The sequence below is a fragment of the Pseudomonas sp. P39-UII1 genome (genome assembly GCF_039672635.1).
In the GTDB taxonomy this organism is placed as follows: Bacteria; Pseudomonadota; Gammaproteobacteria; order Pseudomonadales; family Pseudomonadaceae; genus Aquipseudomonas.
This window is the reverse complement of the sequence record NZ_JBDFPP010000012.1, coordinates 12143-28195: the sequence shown is the minus strand read 5'-3', so window position 1 is coordinate 28195 and position 16053 is coordinate 12143. Positions and strand designations below refer to the sequence as shown.

Annotated in this window: 15 protein-coding genes; 9 read left to right on the top strand and 6 right to left on the bottom strand. The window is 65.0% G+C overall.

Annotated features, from left to right (window positions below):
* Nucleotides 1-3 precede the first annotated feature (3 nt).
* The 3 genes from ABEH27_RS16300 to ABEH27_RS16290 all read left to right on the top strand — a co-directional run bounded on the left by ABEH27_RS16300 (nt 4) and on the right by ABEH27_RS16290 (nt 3875).
* Nucleotides 4-1656 (top strand): acyl-CoA dehydrogenase family protein, encoded by a 1653-nt coding sequence (locus ABEH27_RS16300; protein WP_346614593.1) that lies wholly within the window; start codon nt 4-6, stop codon nt 1654-1656.
* Between the two features lie 116 nt (nt 1657-1772).
* Nucleotides 1773-3236 carry an AMP nucleosidase gene (gene amn / locus ABEH27_RS16295; protein WP_346614592.1) on the top strand — a complete coding sequence of 488 codons (1464 nt, stop codon included), beginning with the start codon at nt 1773-1775 and terminating at the stop codon, nt 3234-3236.
* 6 nt (nt 3237-3242) lie between these two features.
* Nucleotides 3243-3875: a pseudouridine synthase gene (locus ABEH27_RS16290; protein WP_346614591.1), complete on the top strand. Its 633-nt coding sequence runs from the start codon at nt 3243-3245 to the stop codon at nt 3873-3875.
* On the opposite strand, the gene ABEH27_RS16285 is transcribed toward ABEH27_RS16290, so the two are convergent.
* Both ABEH27_RS16285 and ABEH27_RS16280 read right to left on the bottom strand, forming a co-directional pair.
* Entirely contained in the window at nt 3872-4075 is a 204-nt protein-coding gene (locus tag ABEH27_RS16285; RefSeq protein WP_346614590.1) for a DUF2788 domain-containing protein, read from the bottom strand. The two genes, ABEH27_RS16290 and ABEH27_RS16285, sit on opposite strands and share 4 nt — an antisense overlap.
* Before the next feature lie 54 nt (nt 4076-4129).
* Nucleotides 4130-4606: an Lrp/AsnC family transcriptional regulator gene (locus ABEH27_RS16280; RefSeq protein WP_003249795.1), complete on the bottom strand. Its 477-nt coding sequence runs from the start codon at nt 4604-4606 to the stop codon at nt 4130-4132.
* Between the two features lie 394 nt (nt 4607-5000).
* Between ABEH27_RS16280 and ABEH27_RS16275 the strand changes: the two genes are divergently transcribed.
* The gene (locus tag ABEH27_RS16275) at nt 5001-5840 is read left to right on the top strand and encodes a DUF6515 family protein (RefSeq protein WP_346614589.1); all 840 of its coding nucleotides are present in this window, start codon (nt 5001-5003) and stop codon (nt 5838-5840) included.
* 3 nt (nt 5841-5843) lie between these two features.
* On the opposite strand, the gene ABEH27_RS16270 is transcribed toward ABEH27_RS16275, so the two are convergent.
* Nucleotides 5844-6713, bottom strand: a complete 870-nt coding sequence (locus ABEH27_RS16270; RefSeq protein WP_346614588.1) for a cation diffusion facilitator family transporter — start codon at nt 6711-6713, stop codon at nt 5844-5846.
* A gap of 25 nt (nt 6714-6738) precedes the next feature.
* Nucleotides 6739-7158, bottom strand: coding sequence for a polyribonucleotide nucleotidyltransferase (locus ABEH27_RS16265; RefSeq protein ID WP_346614587.1), 420 nt, complete (start codon nt 7156-7158; stop codon nt 6739-6741).
* 117 nt (nt 7159-7275) lie between these two features.
* Between ABEH27_RS16265 and hrpB the strand changes: the two genes are divergently transcribed.
* Nucleotides 7276-9801 carry an ATP-dependent helicase HrpB gene (gene hrpB, locus ABEH27_RS16260; protein WP_346614586.1) on the top strand — a complete coding sequence of 842 codons (2526 nt, stop codon included), beginning with the start codon at nt 7276-7278 and terminating at the stop codon, nt 9799-9801.
* Between the two features lie 55 nt (nt 9802-9856).
* Here the strand turns inward: hrpB and ABEH27_RS16255 are convergent, their stop codons facing one another.
* Nucleotides 9857-10513, bottom strand: coding sequence for a YciC family protein (locus ABEH27_RS16255; protein WP_346614585.1), 657 nt, complete (start codon nt 10511-10513; stop codon nt 9857-9859).
* A 154-nt stretch (nt 10514-10667) separates the two neighbouring features.
* On the opposite strand from ABEH27_RS16255, the gene ABEH27_RS16250 reads away from it, so the two are divergent.
* The 4 genes from ABEH27_RS16250 (at nt 10668) to ABEH27_RS16235 (ending at nt 14758) form a co-directional block, all read left to right on the top strand.
* Nucleotides 10668-11423, top strand: coding sequence for a DUF2076 domain-containing protein (locus ABEH27_RS16250; protein WP_346614584.1), 756 nt, complete (start codon nt 10668-10670; stop codon nt 11421-11423).
* 65 nt (nt 11424-11488) lie between these two features.
* Complete coding sequence (locus tag ABEH27_RS16245; RefSeq protein ID WP_346614583.1) at nt 11489-11968, top strand: NYN domain-containing protein; 480 nt, start codon at nt 11489-11491, stop codon at nt 11966-11968.
* Nucleotides 11969-12462: 494 nt separating this feature from the next.
* Complete coding sequence (gene yedA, locus ABEH27_RS16240; RefSeq protein WP_346614582.1) at nt 12463-13383, top strand: drug/metabolite exporter YedA; 921 nt, start codon at nt 12463-12465, stop codon at nt 13381-13383.
* Nucleotides 13384-13438: 55 nt separating this feature from the next.
* Entirely contained in the window at nt 13439-14758 is a 1320-nt protein-coding gene (locus ABEH27_RS16235; RefSeq protein WP_346614581.1) for a DEAD/DEAH box helicase, read from the top strand.
* Nucleotides 14759-14794: 36 nt separating this feature from the next.
* Here ABEH27_RS16235 and ABEH27_RS16230 read toward each other — a convergent pair whose 3' ends face one another.
* Nucleotides 14795-16036: a TIGR03862 family flavoprotein gene (locus ABEH27_RS16230; RefSeq protein WP_346614580.1), complete on the bottom strand. Its 1242-nt coding sequence runs from the start codon at nt 16034-16036 to the stop codon at nt 14795-14797.
* Between the last annotated feature and the right edge of the window lie 17 nt (nt 16037-16053).

Sequence of the window (16053 nt, the reverse complement as noted above, 5' to 3'; positions counted from 1 at the left end):
CCGATGAACCTGCACCAGTACGCTGAAACCCACGAAGTCACCAACCAGCCGCCGTCCCTCGACGGCGCCAACCTGTACCGCCTCGACCTGCCGCTGCAAGAGTGGTCGCGGCGTTGCGGGGCCGGTTGGGCCGAGTCGCGGATCGACGCCTACGGTGCCTTGGCCGGCGGGCCGCTGATGGCCGCCGGCTTTTTGGCCAACGCGCACAAACCGGAATTCAGCAGCCATGACCGCTATGGCCATCGCATCGACCTGGTGGAATTCCACCCCGCCTACCATGAGCTGATGCGCACCGCTGTCGAGCACGGCCTGCCTTCGTTGCCCTGGGCCGAGCCTCGCCCCGGCGCGCACGTGGCCCGGGCATCGATGACCTACCTGCACAGCCAGGCCGAAGCCGGCACCGGCTGCCCGCTGACCATGACCTTTGCCGCCGTCCCCGCGCTCAGGCTGCAACCTGAGCTTGCCGAATACTGGCTGCCGAAGATCCTCGCCCGCGAGTACGACCCGCGCAATGTCGGCGACCGGCACAAGGCCGGGGTGACCATCGGCATGGCCATGACCGAAAAGCAGGGCGGCACCGACGTGCGCGCCAACACCACCCGCGCGTACCCGGTCGGCAGCCCGGGGCCGGGCCAGCCCTACGAGCTGGTCGGGCACAAGTGGTTCTGCTCGGCGCCGATGTGCGATGCCTTCCTCACCCTGGCCCAGACCGACAAAGGCCTGAGCTGCTTCCTGTTGCCACGCCATCGCCCGGATGACAACCGCAACCAGTTCTACATCCAGCGCCTGAAAAACAAGCTCGGCAACAGCTCCAACGCTTCCAGCGAAGTGGAATTCCGTGGTGCCCTGGCCTGGATGATCGGTGAGGAGGGGCGGGGTGTGCCGACCATCATCGAGATGGTGGCGATGACCCGCTTCGACTGCATGGTCGGTTCCAGCGCCCTGATGCGCCAGGCCTTGACCCAGGCCACCCACCACTGTGCCCACCGCAAGGTCGGTGGCCGGGTGCTGAGCGAGCAGCCGCTGATGCAGAACGTACTGGCCGACCTGGCCCTGGAAAGCGAGGCGGCGCTGGCCTTGAGCCTGCGCATGGGCCAGGCCCTGGAACAGCTCGATGACCCGCAGCAAGCACACTTCGCCCGGTTGGTCACCGCCGTGGGCAAGTACTGGATCTGCAAGCGCGCGCCGGCCATGATCAACGAAGCCGCCGAATGCCTGGGCGGTGCCGGGTATGTAGAAGACAGCATCCTGCCCAGGCTGTACCGCGAAGCGCCGGTCAACTCGACCTGGGAGGGCTCTGGCAACGTTCAATGCCTGGACGTGCTACGGGCATTGTCCAAGGAGCCGGGCGTGCTCGATGCGCTGTTCACCGAGTTGGGCGATGGCCATGGCGACCCGCGCCTGGCCGCGCACATCGGCAATCTCAAGGGGGCTTTTGCCGATACCAGCGATATCCAGTACCGCGCTCGCCAGTTGACCGAAGACATCGCCCTGGCCCTGCAGGCCAAACTGTTGCTCGAAGCGGGTAACGCGGCGGTCAGCGACGCGTTCATCGGCAGCCGCCTGGCAGGTGGCGGGCGTGCATACGGTGCGCTGCCACGCGGGGCGGACGTCACGGCGTTGGTAGCGCGAGCGACACCTGCCTGGCCGAGCTGAGTTCAGCGTAGGAGCGGGCTTGCCCGCGAATGGCGGCAGCACCGATCGATGGGGGTGTTTTTAGCGGCGAAGGCAGGCAAGATGGCTGACATGCATGTCCAGACAGGAAGCACAGTGTGAGCCACGCCTTTGTAGTCGTTGATACTCCCGAACAGGCCGTCGACCGTCTGGCGGCCCTGCATGAACAGGCCACCGGGGCCCTCAGCCTGGCCCTCAAGCGTTACCTGAAAGACCGCACCGAGCCGGACGCCGACGAGCGCGCCGTGTACCGCTACCCGGCGCTGCGCCTGACCTATTACAGCCACGGCGAAGTCGCCGCCACCACCCGCGCCTATGCCAAGGTCCAGGTGGCCGGCACCTACAGCGTCACCGTTACCCAGCCGGCGGCATTTCGTGGCTACCTGCTCGAGCAGTTGCGCCCGTTGATGCACGACTACACGGTGACCGTCGAAGTCGGTGTCAGCGAACAGAATATTCCCTACCCGTATGTGGTCGACCAGGGTGACGAACTGGCCGGCAGCGGCATCACCGCCGCCGAGCTGGCGCGGGTATTCCCCAGCACCGACCTGTCGGCCGCGACCGATAACATCGCCGATGGCCTGTGCGACTGGGGCAGTGCCGAAACCCTGCCGCTGGCGCTGTTCGATGCCGCCCGCGTGGACTTCTCGCTGCGCCGCCTGGTGCACTACACCGGCAGCGACTGGCGCCATATGCAGCCGTGGATCCTGCTCACCAACTACCATCGCTATGTCGACCAGTTCATCAGCCACGGCCTGGAGCAGCTGCGTGAAGACCCGCGCTTCGTGCGCATGGTGTTGCCGGGCAATGTGGCGATCGAGAAGGGCATGGACCACGGCGAAGCGCAGGCCTTGGTGGCCAGCGTGGTCTGGCACCGCTACCAGATGCCGGCCTACCACCTGATCGCCGCCGACGGCGATGGCGTGACACTGGTCAATATTGGCGTCGGCCCGTCCAACGCCAAGAACATCACCGACCACCTGGCGGTGCTGCGCCCGCACTGCTGGCTGATGATCGGCCACTGTGGCGGCCTGCGTCAGTCGCAGACCATCGGCGACTATGTGCTGGCGCACGCCTACATGCGCCGTGACGGTATCCTCGACCGCGTAGTGCCGCCGAATATCCCCATTCCGGCCTTGGCCGAGGTGCAACTGGCGCTGCAGGAGGCGGCCGCGCAGGTGACCGGCGAACGTGGCGAGGAGCTGAAAAAGCGCCTGCGCACCGGCACCGTGCTGACCTACGACGACCGTAACTGGGAGCTGCGCTGGGCCCAGGAGCGCCCGCTGATCAACTTGTCGCGCGCCGTGGCGGTAGACATGGAAAGCGGCACCATCGCAGCCCAGGGCTATCGCCTGCGTGTGCCATACGGCACTTTGCTGTGCGTGTCCGACAAGCCGCTGCACAGCGAAATCAAGCTGCCGGGTTCGGCCAACGCCTTCTACAACCGTGCGGTCAGCCAGCACCTGAAGATCGGCATCGCCGCCCTCGATTTGCTGCGTACCGAGCTCAATTCGTTGCACTCGCGTAAACTGCGCAGCTTCGATGAGCCGCCGTTCCGCTGAGGATCCATGCCACTGCCACCCCGTTCCAAGCCGCGCCGCCCCCAGGCGCGGCCTGCCGCCGGCCCACGTCGCCAGCCCAAGGCGCCACCAGCGGAGCCACGCCTGATCCTGTTCAACAAGCCGTTCGATGTGCTGACCCAGTTCAGCGACGGCGACGGGCGCGCGACGCTCAAGGACTTTATCGATATCCCGGGTGTCTACCCGGCAGGGCGGCTGGACCGTGACAGTGAAGGCCTGCTGCTGCTGACCAACGATGGCGCCTTGCAGGCCCGGATTGCCGACCCCCGGCACAAACTGGCGAAAACCTATTGGGTACAGGTGGAAGGCGAGCCGAGCGATGAGCAGTTGCAGCGGCTGCGTGACGGTGTCGAGCTCAACGACGGCCCGACGCTGCCGGCCGAAGCACGGCGCCTTGATGAGCCGGCGCTATGGCCGCGCAACCCGCCAGTGCGGTTTCGCAAGAGCGTGCCGACCAGCTGGCTGGAGCTGGTGATTCGCGAGGGGCGTAACCGCCAGGTGCGGCGTATGACGGCGGCGGTAGGGCTGCCGACCTTGCGCCTGGTGCGTGTGCGGATTGGCAACTGGTCGCTGGATGGGTTGGAGCAGGGGTGCTGGCGCGAGGTTGCAGCCAAGCTTTAAACCCCTTCGAGAAACCCCACCACCACGCTCTTGATGATGAAGGCCAGCACGCCCAGCCCCAGCACGCAGAACAGGATCAAGGTGCCAAACCGTCCGGCCTTGGACTTTTTCGCCAGGTCCCAGACGATGAAGCCCATGAAACCGATCAACACGGTGACCAGGATGATCATCATCCATTCTTCGAATACGGCGGGATCCATCGGTGTTCTCCGGGCAGGCTGGGCTGGCGATTATACGCCGGGCCGCACGCGCATTTAACGAAGGTGGGTCAAAGGCAGCTCGGTGCTCGCCAGCACCTGGTTCAGCACGAAGCTCGAACGCACACTGGTGACGCCTTCGATCCGGGTCAGGCTGCCCAGTAGCAGTTTCTGGTAGTGGTCCATGTCCGGCACCACCACCTTGAGCTGGTAGTCGGCGTCCATACCCGTTACCAGGCTGCATTCGAGCACCTGTGGCAAGTTGCGGATGGCCGCCTCGAACGTCTCGAAACGCTCCGGCGTGTGCCGGTCCATGCCGATCAGCACGTAAGCCGTCAGGCTCAGGCCGAGCTTCTTGCGATCGAGCAGGGCGACCTGGCGCGAGATATAGCCATCGTCTTCCAGTTGCTTGACCCGACGTGAGCACGGCGATGGCGACAAGCCGATGCGTTCGGCCAGCTCCTGGTTGGAGATGCGCGCATCGCGCTGCAATTCGGCGAGGATGCTCAGGTCGTAGCGGTCCAGCTTGCTCATGGAAAAGGCCTTTTCTGTTCAGATTGCGGTGAATTATCAATCCAGGGTTAAAAATTGCGCAAGTGCTATTTATCTGAGCAATCTTCGCAATCCGCTGCTAGGGCCACCCCGGTATCTTTATCAACAGAATCACTGCCCGGACATCAGTCCACGGCGACGCGCCCTAGGCGGGCGGTCGCGGCCAGCAATCCAACAGGATGCGCCAGGCCCCCGGGCTACACACCTTCCAGAAGACGGTGTGAGGTGAGCCGGCACCACAAGTGCCGAGCACGGACGACAATTCTCGAAGGGAGGCCCGATGGCCTCCCTTTTTTCATGTCCGCGATTTCATCTGCCCGCCGGTTACAGGCGCGGTAGACTGGCAGCGTGCCGTTTTCTTACCGTGAGGGACACCATGAAGTCGCGCATCTGGCAGTTGGCAGGTGTTGGTTTGCTGGGTTTGAGCATCAGCTGGGGCGCCATGGCCCAGGGCCCGGACGAGGGGCATGGCGGCAATGGCCGGCAGGACCCCAATGGCGCAGGCGAAGGGCGTTCGCCACTCAACTCGCGTGACGAAGTGCGTCAGACCCAGCCTGCGCGGCAGGGCTATTACCAGGATATCCCTCGGCACAATGGCGACAACCGTCACTGGCAGGCGGGCGGCCCCGGCCAACGGCCAGGCGGCGACTGGCAAGGGCGCCCGGATGGTCATGGCAATGGTTGGGGGCCGGGGCCGCAATACCGCCCTGGGCACAGCGTCGACCATTTCCCTGACCGTTACTGGAAAGTGCCGTACCGTGGCGAGGACTATTTCTATTCCGGTGGCTACTGGTACCGCCCGCACGGTGGCAGCTACATCGTGGTAACCCCGCCTTACGGTGTGCGGGTGGGTTACCTGCCGCCCTATGCCCGCGAAGTCTGGCTGGGCGGCGCGTTGTTCTTCCTGGTCGCCGACACCTACTACCAATACCTGGCCGACAGCCAGCAATACGTGGTGGTCAGCCCGCCCGCAGTCGCCCCGCAACCGGCCGCTCCAGCACCCGCAGGCAACGCTTATGACGTGGTGGCCTACCCGATGAACGGGCAGGGCGAACAGCAGCAAGACCAGGACCGCTACCAGTGCCATCGCTGGGCGGTGAGCCAGTCCGGGTTCGACCCGGCCACGGCAACCTACGCACCGCCGGGCAATGTGGCAGACACCTATCGTCGAGCGCTGGGGGCTTGTTTCAGTGGTCGCGGCTACAGCATCAACTGAGCCTCAGACCGGGTCGGCATGCACCATCACATCCGCCTTCGGATAACGCTGGCGGATCACCTGCGAGGCCTGTACACACAGGGCGTGTGCATCGTGCAGCGGCAACTGGCCGGGCAGCTCAAGGTGCAATTGAACGAACCACTGGTTGCCCGAGACCCGTGTGCGCAGGTCGTGCACGCCCTGCACTCCCGGAATGCCGAGCACCAGCTTGACCATGCCTTCGCCGATGTCGCCGGGCAGCTCCTTGTCCATCAGGATTGCCGTGCTTTCCCGGGCAATCTGCAGCGCGCTCCAGAGGATGTACAGCGCGATACCCAGGCCGAACAGCGCATCCAGCTGTGGCCAGCCGAAGCGTGCCAGCAGCAAGGCCAGCAGGATGCTGCCGTTGAGCAGCAGGTCGGAGCGGTAGTGCAGCGAGTCTGCGCGTACGGCTGTCGAGCCGGTCGCACGGATGACCTTGCGTTGCAGCGCCAGCAAGCCGATGGTCAGCACCAGCGACAGCAGCATCACGCCGATACCGACGCCAGTGTCGCCCAGTGGCTGCGGTGATTGCAGGCGCTCCACCGCTTGTACCCCGATAAGCACCGCACTCACGCCGATGAACAGTGCTTGCGCCATGCCGGCCAGGGCCTCGGCCTTGCCGTGGCCGTAGCGGTGGTCGTCGTCCGCCGGGCGCAACGCGTAGTGGACGGCGAGCAAGTTGAGGAACGAGGCAACGGCATCCAGTGCCGAATCGGTCAGCCCGGCCAGCAGGCTGACCGACCCACTCAACCACCAGGCCACGGCCTTGCTGAGTACCAGGATGCAGGCGACCGCCAGGGACGCCCGGGTGGCCAGGCGTAACAGGCGCTGGTGTTCAGCCGAGGTGGTCATGCCGTGGGTGACTTCCTTGCGGGGTTCAGGCTGCCGGTACCACGCCCAATGCCGCCAACTGCTCGACGCTGCCGCGGTGCTGGATCAGGCGCGGGTCGTCCAGCGGCAGGCGCTGACCCAGTTCGCTTTCGAGAATAGCCTGCAGCTTGAGGTTGTCGACCTTGCCATCGGGCGACACGGCTTCGCGCAGTTTTTCCGGCGATACTTGCGCCGTGGTACCGCCGGGGTAATAGATGGCACCGGTGGCGAAGTCGACGCCAAAAGCGATCAGGCCGGGGATCACGTAGAACAGAATGCCGATGGCATCGAGGGCGACGATGACCGGGTCGACCTTGCCTTCGATCTGCCCGCGGCGGTCAGGGTAGAACAGCGTGCCGCAGGCCGTCAGCTGGGTCAGCAGGGTGGCGATGAGGGCGCCACCGATGACGCGGGATGGGATGCGCATTTAAATCTCCGAAGAAGGTGTGCAACAGGGTGGGCGATGCGCCAGCACCTGATGATAAGACCATGATAGAGCAGGCTGGGTTCGCCGTTATACTCGCGTCACTGTTCGAGGACCACCATGATTTCTTTACCAATCGATGCCGTTTTGCCGGCCCTGCGCCAAGCACTGGAAAACCGTGATGAAGCGGTGCTCGAGGCACCCCCCGGCGCCGGCAAGACCACCCGTGTGCCGCTGGCGCTGCTGAACGAAAGCTGGCTGGCCGGGCAGACCATCCTGATGCTCGAACCCCGCCGGTTGGCGGCGCGCGCGGCGGCGGAACGGCTGGCCAGCGAGCTGGGCGAGAAGGTCGGCGAAACCGTGGGCTACCGCATCCGCCTGGACAGCAAAGTCGGGCCGAAGACCCGTATCGAAGTGGTCACCGAAGGCATCTTGACCCGTCGCCTGCAGGCCGACCCTGCGCTTGAAGGCGTGGGGTTGCTGATTTTCGACGAGTATCACGAGCGCAGCCTCGATGCCGACCTGGCCCTGGCGCTGAGCCTCAATGGCCGGGAGTTGCTACGTGACGATCCGCTGAAAATCCTGCTGATGTCCGCCACCCTTGAAGGCGAGCGCCTGTCGCGCTTGCTCGACGACGCGCCAGTGGTCAGCAGCGAAGGCCGCATGCACCCGGTGGATATCCGTTGGGGGCGCCCGTTCCAGCCTGGGGAGTTCATCGAACCGCGAGTGGTGGACAGCGTGCTGCAGGCGTTGGCCGACCAAACCGGCAGCCTGCTGGTATTCCTGCCTGGCCAGGCCGAGATCCGCAGGGTTCACCAGAGCTTGCAGGAAGCGCTGGGTGAGCGGCCCGATATCCTGCTGTGCCCGCTGCATGGCGAACTCGACCTCAACGCCCAGCGCGCCGCCATCGACCCGGCACCCAAGGGCCTGCGCAAAGTGGTGCTGGCAACCAACATCGCCGAGACCAGCCTGACCATCGACGGTGTGCGCGTGGTGATCGATGCCGGCCTTGCCCGAGTGCCGCGGTTCGACCCCGGCAGCGGCATGGCGCGCCTGGACACTCAGCGTATTTCCCGGGCCAGCGCCACCCAGCGTGCAGGCCGTGCCGGCCGCCTCGAGCCCGGTGTGTGCTACCGCCTGTGGTCCGAAAGCCAGCATGACCAGCTGGCTGCCCACGGCAGCGCCGAAATCCTGCAGGCGGACCTTGCGGGGCTGGCCTTGCAGCTCGGCCGCTGGGGTGTCACGCCGGATCAATTGCGCTGGCTGGACCAGCCGCCAGCCGCGGCCTTTTCCCACGCTCAGGACCTGCTGGCGCGGCTGGGTGCGTTCAAGCCAGGCAGCCGCCACAACCTCAGTGAGCACGGCCAGGCCATGGCCGAACTGCCGGCGCACCCACGCATTGCCCATTTGCTGTTGCGCGGCCAGGACCTTGGCCTGGCCGCCATGGCTTGCGATGTCGCCGCCTTGTTGGGCGAGCGCGATATCCAGCGCGGCGGCGGGGCCGACCTGCACAGCCGGTTGGCTTTGCTGAGTGGCGAGAGTAAGGCCAACCGTGGCGGCCACGGCGGGGTGCAGCGTGCCCGGCAGTTGGCGCGCCAGTACCGTGGCCTGCTGCGCGGCAAAGCTGGCGCGGCGGTTGCCGACCCTGATCACCCGCGCTGGCTGGGTGCCTTGCTGGCGTTGGCCTATCCCGACCGGGTTGCGCAGCAGCGGCGCGAGGGTGGGGCGGAGTATCGCCTGGCCAATGGTCGCGCCGCCTTGTTCGCCGAGGTCGATGCGTTGATGAAATGCCCATGGCTGGTGGTCGCTGACCTCGGTAGCCGCCAGGGTCAGCGGGAAGAACGCATTTATCTGGCTGCGCAATTCGACCCGGCGCTGCTCGATGATGTGCTGGCCGAGCAGGTCGAGCGTCTCGATATCCTCGATTGGGACGAGCGCGAGCAGATGTTGCGTGCCGAGCGCCAGACCAAAGTCGGCGAACTGGTGCTCAGCCGCGAGCCGTTACCTGGCCTGGATGACCAAGCCCGGGCCAAGGCCCTGTTGGGCCTGGTGCGGCGCAAAGGCTTGAACCTGTTGACCTGGACGCCAGAGCTGCGCCAGTGGCAGGCGCGGGTGACGCTGTTGCGTCAGCTCGACATGGAAAAGGGCGGCCAAAGTGAATGGCCCGACCTGGGCGACGAGGCGCTGCTGGCCAGCCTGGAAGACTGGCTGCTGCCCTATCTTGGCAAGGTTTCGCGCCTCAGCCATTTCGCGGCCTTGGACCTGCCCTCGATCCTGCGCAATCTGCTGCCCTGGCCGCTACCCCAGCGCCTGGATGAATGGGCGCCCACGCACCTGGCCGTGCCGTCTGGCTCGAATATCCGCCTGGACTACAGCGAAACCCCGCCGATCCTCGCCGTGCGCTTGCAGGAGCTGTTCGGCCTGGCTGATACGCCACGCATCGCCCAGGGCCGTCAGCAGGTCAAGTTGCACCTGCTGTCGCCGGCTCGCCGGCCAGTGCAGGTGACCCAGGACCTGGCCAATTTCTGGCGCACCACCTATGCCGAGGTGAAAAAAGACTTGAAAGGGCGGTACCCGAAGCACTACTGGCCCGAAGACCCGCTGGTGGCCGAGGCGACCGCGCGTGCCAAACCGCGTGGTACCTGAACCGACGCAGCTCAGGCGCTTTCGCAAAGAACCGCGGCGGCAGGTTGCGGGGTGCTCAAGCGGTGGCTTCTGTCTCCAGCAACATGAACAGGCGATACAGCACCACGGTACTGAACAGCTGCAGGAAACCGCTCAGGCTGTTGATCGCCAGCACCACACCAGGCGCCGGTTCCGGGAAGGCCATCAGCAGCAGCCCCTCGATCAGCCAGATCGGTGCCAGTACGCTGACCACGCAGATCAAGATGCGCATGAAATGCCCGGTGGTCATGCGCGCGCTTTCGCGCATCGCCTGCACCACCGGAAGGCCGCGCAGCACCAGCAGGTACTCGGCGAACACCAGGTTGATCATGATCCACACGCCCGGCACGATTAATAACGCCAGGCCGGCCATGATCAGCAGCGAACTGATCAGCAGCAGCAGCGCCAGCTGCGGCCACAACTGCACGGCGCGGGCGAACAGGTCGCGCCTGGAAATATCCTGGCCATTGCTGCGGGTGTCGAGGTAGAGGATCAGCGCCGCGCTGTACAGCGGGTAGAACAGCAGGCTTACCAGCATGCCGTAGGCAGGCGAGGCCTGGTCGGCCATCTGCCGGTTCAGCAGTTGGGTCAATAGGGCCTCGAGCACTACCAGCGGCAAGCACAGGGCAATGATGCTGGTCAGGTGGTGGCGGAAGAAGTGCAGGGAGTCGCGCAGAACGCTCAGCGGATTCATCAGTCAACATCGCATGGCAGTAAAAGCAGGGGCCTAACTTTAGCCCAGAGCAGTCACTTGCTGAAAAAAGTTTCACCGGCCGGGTGATTGAATCCTTTGCCCGCGCGCCCCATCTTTGACACGTCCGACGTCCCGCTTCCCCATGAGGTAGCCCATGAATTCCGAAGAACAAACCCTGATCGACGGCCTGTTCGGCCGCATCAAGCAAGCCGAAGACCCGAGCCAGCCGCGTGACGCGCAGGCGCAGGCGCGTATCGAGGAGCACCTGCGTCAGCAGCCTGCGGCGCCTTACTACATGGCCCAGGCGATCCTGGTGCAGGAGGCCGCGCTCAAGCGCCTGGACGAGCAGAACAAACAACTGCAAGCCGAGCTCAAGCAGGCCCGCGCCCAGGCCGAAGCACCCCGCGCCAGCGGCAACAACAGCGGCGGCGGCTTCCTGTCCAGCATCTTTGGCTCGGGTGCGCGCAACCCGGAGCCTGCCCCACAACCCCAGCAGCTACAGCGGCCGCCCGCTCCAGCTGCCTCTGGCGGCGGTTGGCGTGAGCCGAGCGCGCCGGGCTTTTCCCAGCCGCAGGCCGCGCAACCCGGCTTTGCCGCCGCGCCTGCCCGTGGCGGTGCCAGCAGCTTCCTGGGCGGTGCGATGCAGACTGCGGCCGGCGTGGCCGGTGGCGTACTGTTGGCGCAAGGTGTCAGCAGCCTGTTCAACCACCATTCGCAGCCGGAGGAGGTGGTTGAAGTGATCAAGGAAGAGCCAGCGCCGGCCAGCGATAGCGGCGGTTGGCAGGACCAGGGTGCGCAGCCGCAGGTGGCCGACAACGGTGGCTGGGGCAATGACCAGGGTGGCTTTGCCGACACCGACTATGGCAACGATGATGGCGGGTTCTTCTCGGACGACGACACCTTCGTCTGATCGGTCTGGCATACTGCAGGCCTTTTTGGGGGGCGCTTCGCGCCCCTTTCAGCCGAGGGTATGTAGTGAAGAAAATCGCACTGTTCGCCGATGTGCAGAACCTCTACTACACCGTGCGCCAAGCCCACGGCTGCCACTTCAACTACACCGCGCTGTGGAACGAGGTCAGCCGCGAGGGCGAGATCGTCGAAGCCGTGGCCTATGCCATCGACCGTGGTGACAGCAAGCAGCAGCAGTTTCAGCAGATCCTGCGCAACCTGGGTTTCGACGTGCGCCTCAAACCGTTCATTCAGCGCAGCGACGGCTCGGCGAAAGGTGACTGGGATGTGGGCATCACCCTTGATGTGATCGATGCAGCCAGCCGCGTCGACCAGGTGGTGCTGGCGTCGGGTGATGGTGATTTCGATCTGTTGCTGGAGCGGGTAATCCAGCGCCATGGCGCCGAGGCGGTGGTGTATGGCGTGCCAGGGTTGACCGCGATGTCGCTGATCCGTGCGGCGAGCCGGTATGTGCCGATCGAAGGGCGTTTGTTGTTGAAGCATTGATGGTGTGGGGCTTTGGGTGCCTGGCTTGGTTTTTTATTGGCCTTGAGATCGAGCGCCGCCCGCGCGGCGCTTCGCGGGGCAAGCCCGCTCCCACATTTGTTGCAACGCGCCGTTCCAGTCAGGCCATGGTTGTCCGCCTTGGCGCATGACTGAAGACAGGTGAGGCGGCAGCAGTGCCAGCCGAAAAACCTCGTCGAGCCACCAAGGCTGACAACTATGGCCTATCAGGCCATGGCACGTTGCAACAAATGTGGGAGCGGGCTTGCCCCGCGAAGCGCCGCGCGGGCGGCGCTCGATCTCAAAGGCGCTGAAGATCCTAAGGCAAGCGCTTCGCGATGCGCCGCGCGGGCGGCGCTCGATCTCGAACTCCCCAAAAACCCTCAGCCATGCACCCCCGATGTGTGCCGCTCAATTAATCCCGTTTTGTAACTTAAGTTCGCGCAAACAACTTCCTAAACTAGGCCCCCGTAAACGGATTTTTCGAGCCTCCCACCATGCCTGCCTCCCGCCGCTTTCCGTTATTGCTCATTGGCGCCTTCCTGGCCTTGTACCTGGTCTGGGGTTCTACCTACCTGTTCATCCGCATCGGCGTCGAATCCTGGCCTCCCATGCTCATGGCAGGGGTGCGCTTTGTCATCGCCGGTGGCCTGCTTTACGGGTTCTTGCGCTGGCGCGGTGTGCCGGCGCCAACCTGGCAACAATGGCGTGCGGCGGGGGCGGTCGGCTTTCTGCTGCTCAGCTGCGGTAATGGCGGGGTAACCGTGGCCGAACACGCGGGTGTTGCCTCGGGTGTGGCGGCGCTGGCGGTGGCCACGGTGCCACTGTTCACGCTGCTGTTCGGCCTGTTGTTCGGCCACCGCAATTCGCGCCTGGAATGGGCCGGCATCCTGCTTGGCCTGCTCGGCATCGGCTTGCTCAACCTGGGTTCCAACCTGCAGGCCAGCCCCATCGGCGCAGCGCTGATCGTGTTCGCTGCCGCCTCCTGGGCGTTTGGCTCGGTGTGGAGCAAAAGCCTGCCATTACCCCAGGGCCCGATGGCCAGCGCTGCAGAAATGCTGGTGGGTGGTGCGGCGCTGCTGCTCGGCAGCGCACTCTCGGGCGAGCGCATGACCCAGATGCCGACGGCGGCCGGCTGGGGCGCGTTGGCCTACCTGGTGTTGTTCGGCTCGATCCTGGCCTTCAGTGCCTACATGTACCTGCTGAAGAATGTGCGGCCGGCAGCGGCCACCAGCTACGCCTACGTCAACCCGGCGGTCGCGGTGTTGCTGGGCATTGTCTTTGCCGGTGAGCAGATTGGTGCCGAGGAATGCTTGGCAATAGCGGTGATCATCGGCGCCGTGGTGCTGATCGGCCTGCCGCAGTGGCGCAAGCCGGCAGCGCCCGAGCAACCGCTGAAGGGCGAAATCTGCAAGTAAGCCGGGGTGTTGCGGTAAACTTGCCGCCTTCGCTGAACCCCCTGACGGTATTGCCATGAATTTCGCCAAACTCGGCCTGATCGAACCGTTGCTGCGCACCTTGCAGCAACTGGACTACACCACCCCGACCCCAGTCCAGGCCCAGGCCATTCCCGCGGTGCTGGCCGGCCGCGACCTGATGGCCGCAGCCCAGACCGGCACCGGCAAGACCGCCGGCTTTGCCCTGCCGGTGCTGCAGCGCCTGGCCCTGGAAGGGGAGAAGGTGGCCAGCAACTCGATCCGCGCGCTGGTGCTGGTGCCCACCCGCGAATTGGCCGAGCAGGTGCACAACAATGTGCGTGAATACGCCGAAAACCTGCCGCTGAGCACCTACGCCGTGTACGGCGGGGTCAGCATCAACCCGCAGATGATGCGCCTGCGCCGGGGTGTCGACCTGTTGGTGGCTACCCCAGGCCGGCTGCTCGACCTGTTCCGCCAGAATGCGGTGAAGTTCAACCAGGTTCAGACCCTGGTGCTCGACGAAGCCGACCGCATGCTCGACCTGGGCTTTGCCGAAGAGCTGCAATCGGTATACGCAGCACTGCCGCGCAAACGCCAGACGCTGTTGTTTTCTGCCACCTTCTCCGAGCAGATCCGCGTGCTGGCCGGGCTGGCGCTGAATGACCCGCTGAGCATCGAAGTCAGCCCACGCAACGCTGCCGCCACTACGGTCAAGCAGTGGCTGGTACCGGTGGACAAGAAACGCAAGGCCGACCTGTTCTGCCACCTGCTGCGCAAGCAGCGCTGGACACAGGTGCTGGTGTTCGCCAAGACCCGCAATGGCGTGGACCAACTGGTCGAGCGCCTGCTGGCCGAGGGGGTGAACGCCGACGGTATTCACGGCGACCGCCCGCAAGCCACCCGCCAACGTGCGCTGGACAGCTTCAAGGCCCGTGAAATTCAGGTGCTGGTCGCCACCGACGTGGCCGCGCGTGGCCTGGACATCGACGACCTGCCGCTGGTGGTCAACCTCGACCTGCCGATCGTTGCCGAAGATTACGTGCACCGTATCGGCCGCACGGGCCGTGCCGGCAACAAGGGTGAGGCGATCTCGCTGGTGTGCGCCGATGAAGTGCAGCAACTGGCAACGATCGAAACGCTGATCCGCCAGACGTTGCCGCGCCATGAAGAGCCGGACTTCATCCCGGATCACCGGGTGCCGATGACCGATGCCAGTGGCCAGGTGATCAAGAAGCCGAAGAAACCGAAGAAGCCGAAAGAAAACAGCGCCAAGCGCGGTTTGGGGCGTTGGATGGACAGCGCCGACGAGGCGCCGGTCAAGGCGGTGCGTAAAGTGCCGAGCTTCAATACCGGGCCGAAAAAGCGCAAGCCTTGAGGATGTTGGGGCCGCAAAAGCGGCCCCGGCGTTGCGTCAGGCAGACCGCGCCAGCCAATCCGCCGCCGCCCGCCCGGCCCGCAACCCGCTGGCAAAGCACGCGGTCAACAGGTACCCGCCGGTCGGCGCTTCCCAGTCCAGCATCTCGCCGGCACAGAACACCCCAGGCATCCCCTTCACCATCAAACCCTCATCCAACCCCTCGAAGCGCACGCCACCGGCACTGCTGATGGCCTCGTCCAGCGGCCGCGTGCGCACCAGCGTAATCGGCAACGCCTTGATCGCCCGTGCCAGTGCAGCCATATCGGCAAACGTCGCTTGATCAGTCAGCTCACGCAATAACGCCGCCTTCACGCCATCGATGCCCAACTGGCTGTGCAGGTGCTTGGCCATCGACCTTGAACCCCGTGGCTTGGCCAGGGCCTGGGCAATTTTGTCCACAGGCTTGTCCGGTAGCAGGTCGAGCAGCAGCGTGCCCTGGCCTTCCTGGTTGATGGCTTCGCGCAGCGGCGCCGACCAGGCATACACCAGGCTGCCTTCGACACCCTGTGCGGTAAGGATGAACTCGCCTTTGCGCGGCGCCTTGCCGGGTACACTCAGGGCAATGTTCTTCAGCGGTGCGCCGGCAAATTTGCCTTTCAGCAGCTCACTCCAGCCCGCCACTTCAAAACCGCAGTTGCTCGCCTGCAGCGGTGAGATATCCACACCCTGCTCGGCCAGCAGTGGCACCCAGGCGCCGTCCGAGCCAAGCCTTGCCCAGCTGCCACCACCCAACGCCAGTACCAGCACATCGGCCTTCACGTTCAACTCACCCTGTGGATAAGCCAGCCGCAAGCTGACATCGGCATTCCACCCCAGCCAGCGGTGACGGGTGTGGATAACTACTCCATTGTCGCGCAGGCGCTTGAGCCAGGCGCGTAGCAGCGGCGCGGCTTTCATGTCAGTGGGGAACACGCGGCCGGAAGTGCCGACGAAGGTTTCGATGCCCAGGCCGTGAATCCACTGGCGCAGGGCATCGGCGTCGAAGTCTTGCAGCAGCCGGCCAATCGCGTCCTGGCGCTCGGCATAGCGCGCAACGAACTGTGGATAAGGTTCCGAATGGGTGATGTTCATGCCGCCGACACCTGCCAGCAGAAACTTGCGACCCACCGATGGCATGGCGTCGAACACCTGCACGGCCAGGCCTTGCTGGGCCAGCGCTTCAGCGGCCATCAAACCGGCAGGGCCCCCGCCGATGACGACGGCGAGGGGAGGGGATGCGGGGTGAAAATCGGACATGGCGGGCGACAGGCTGT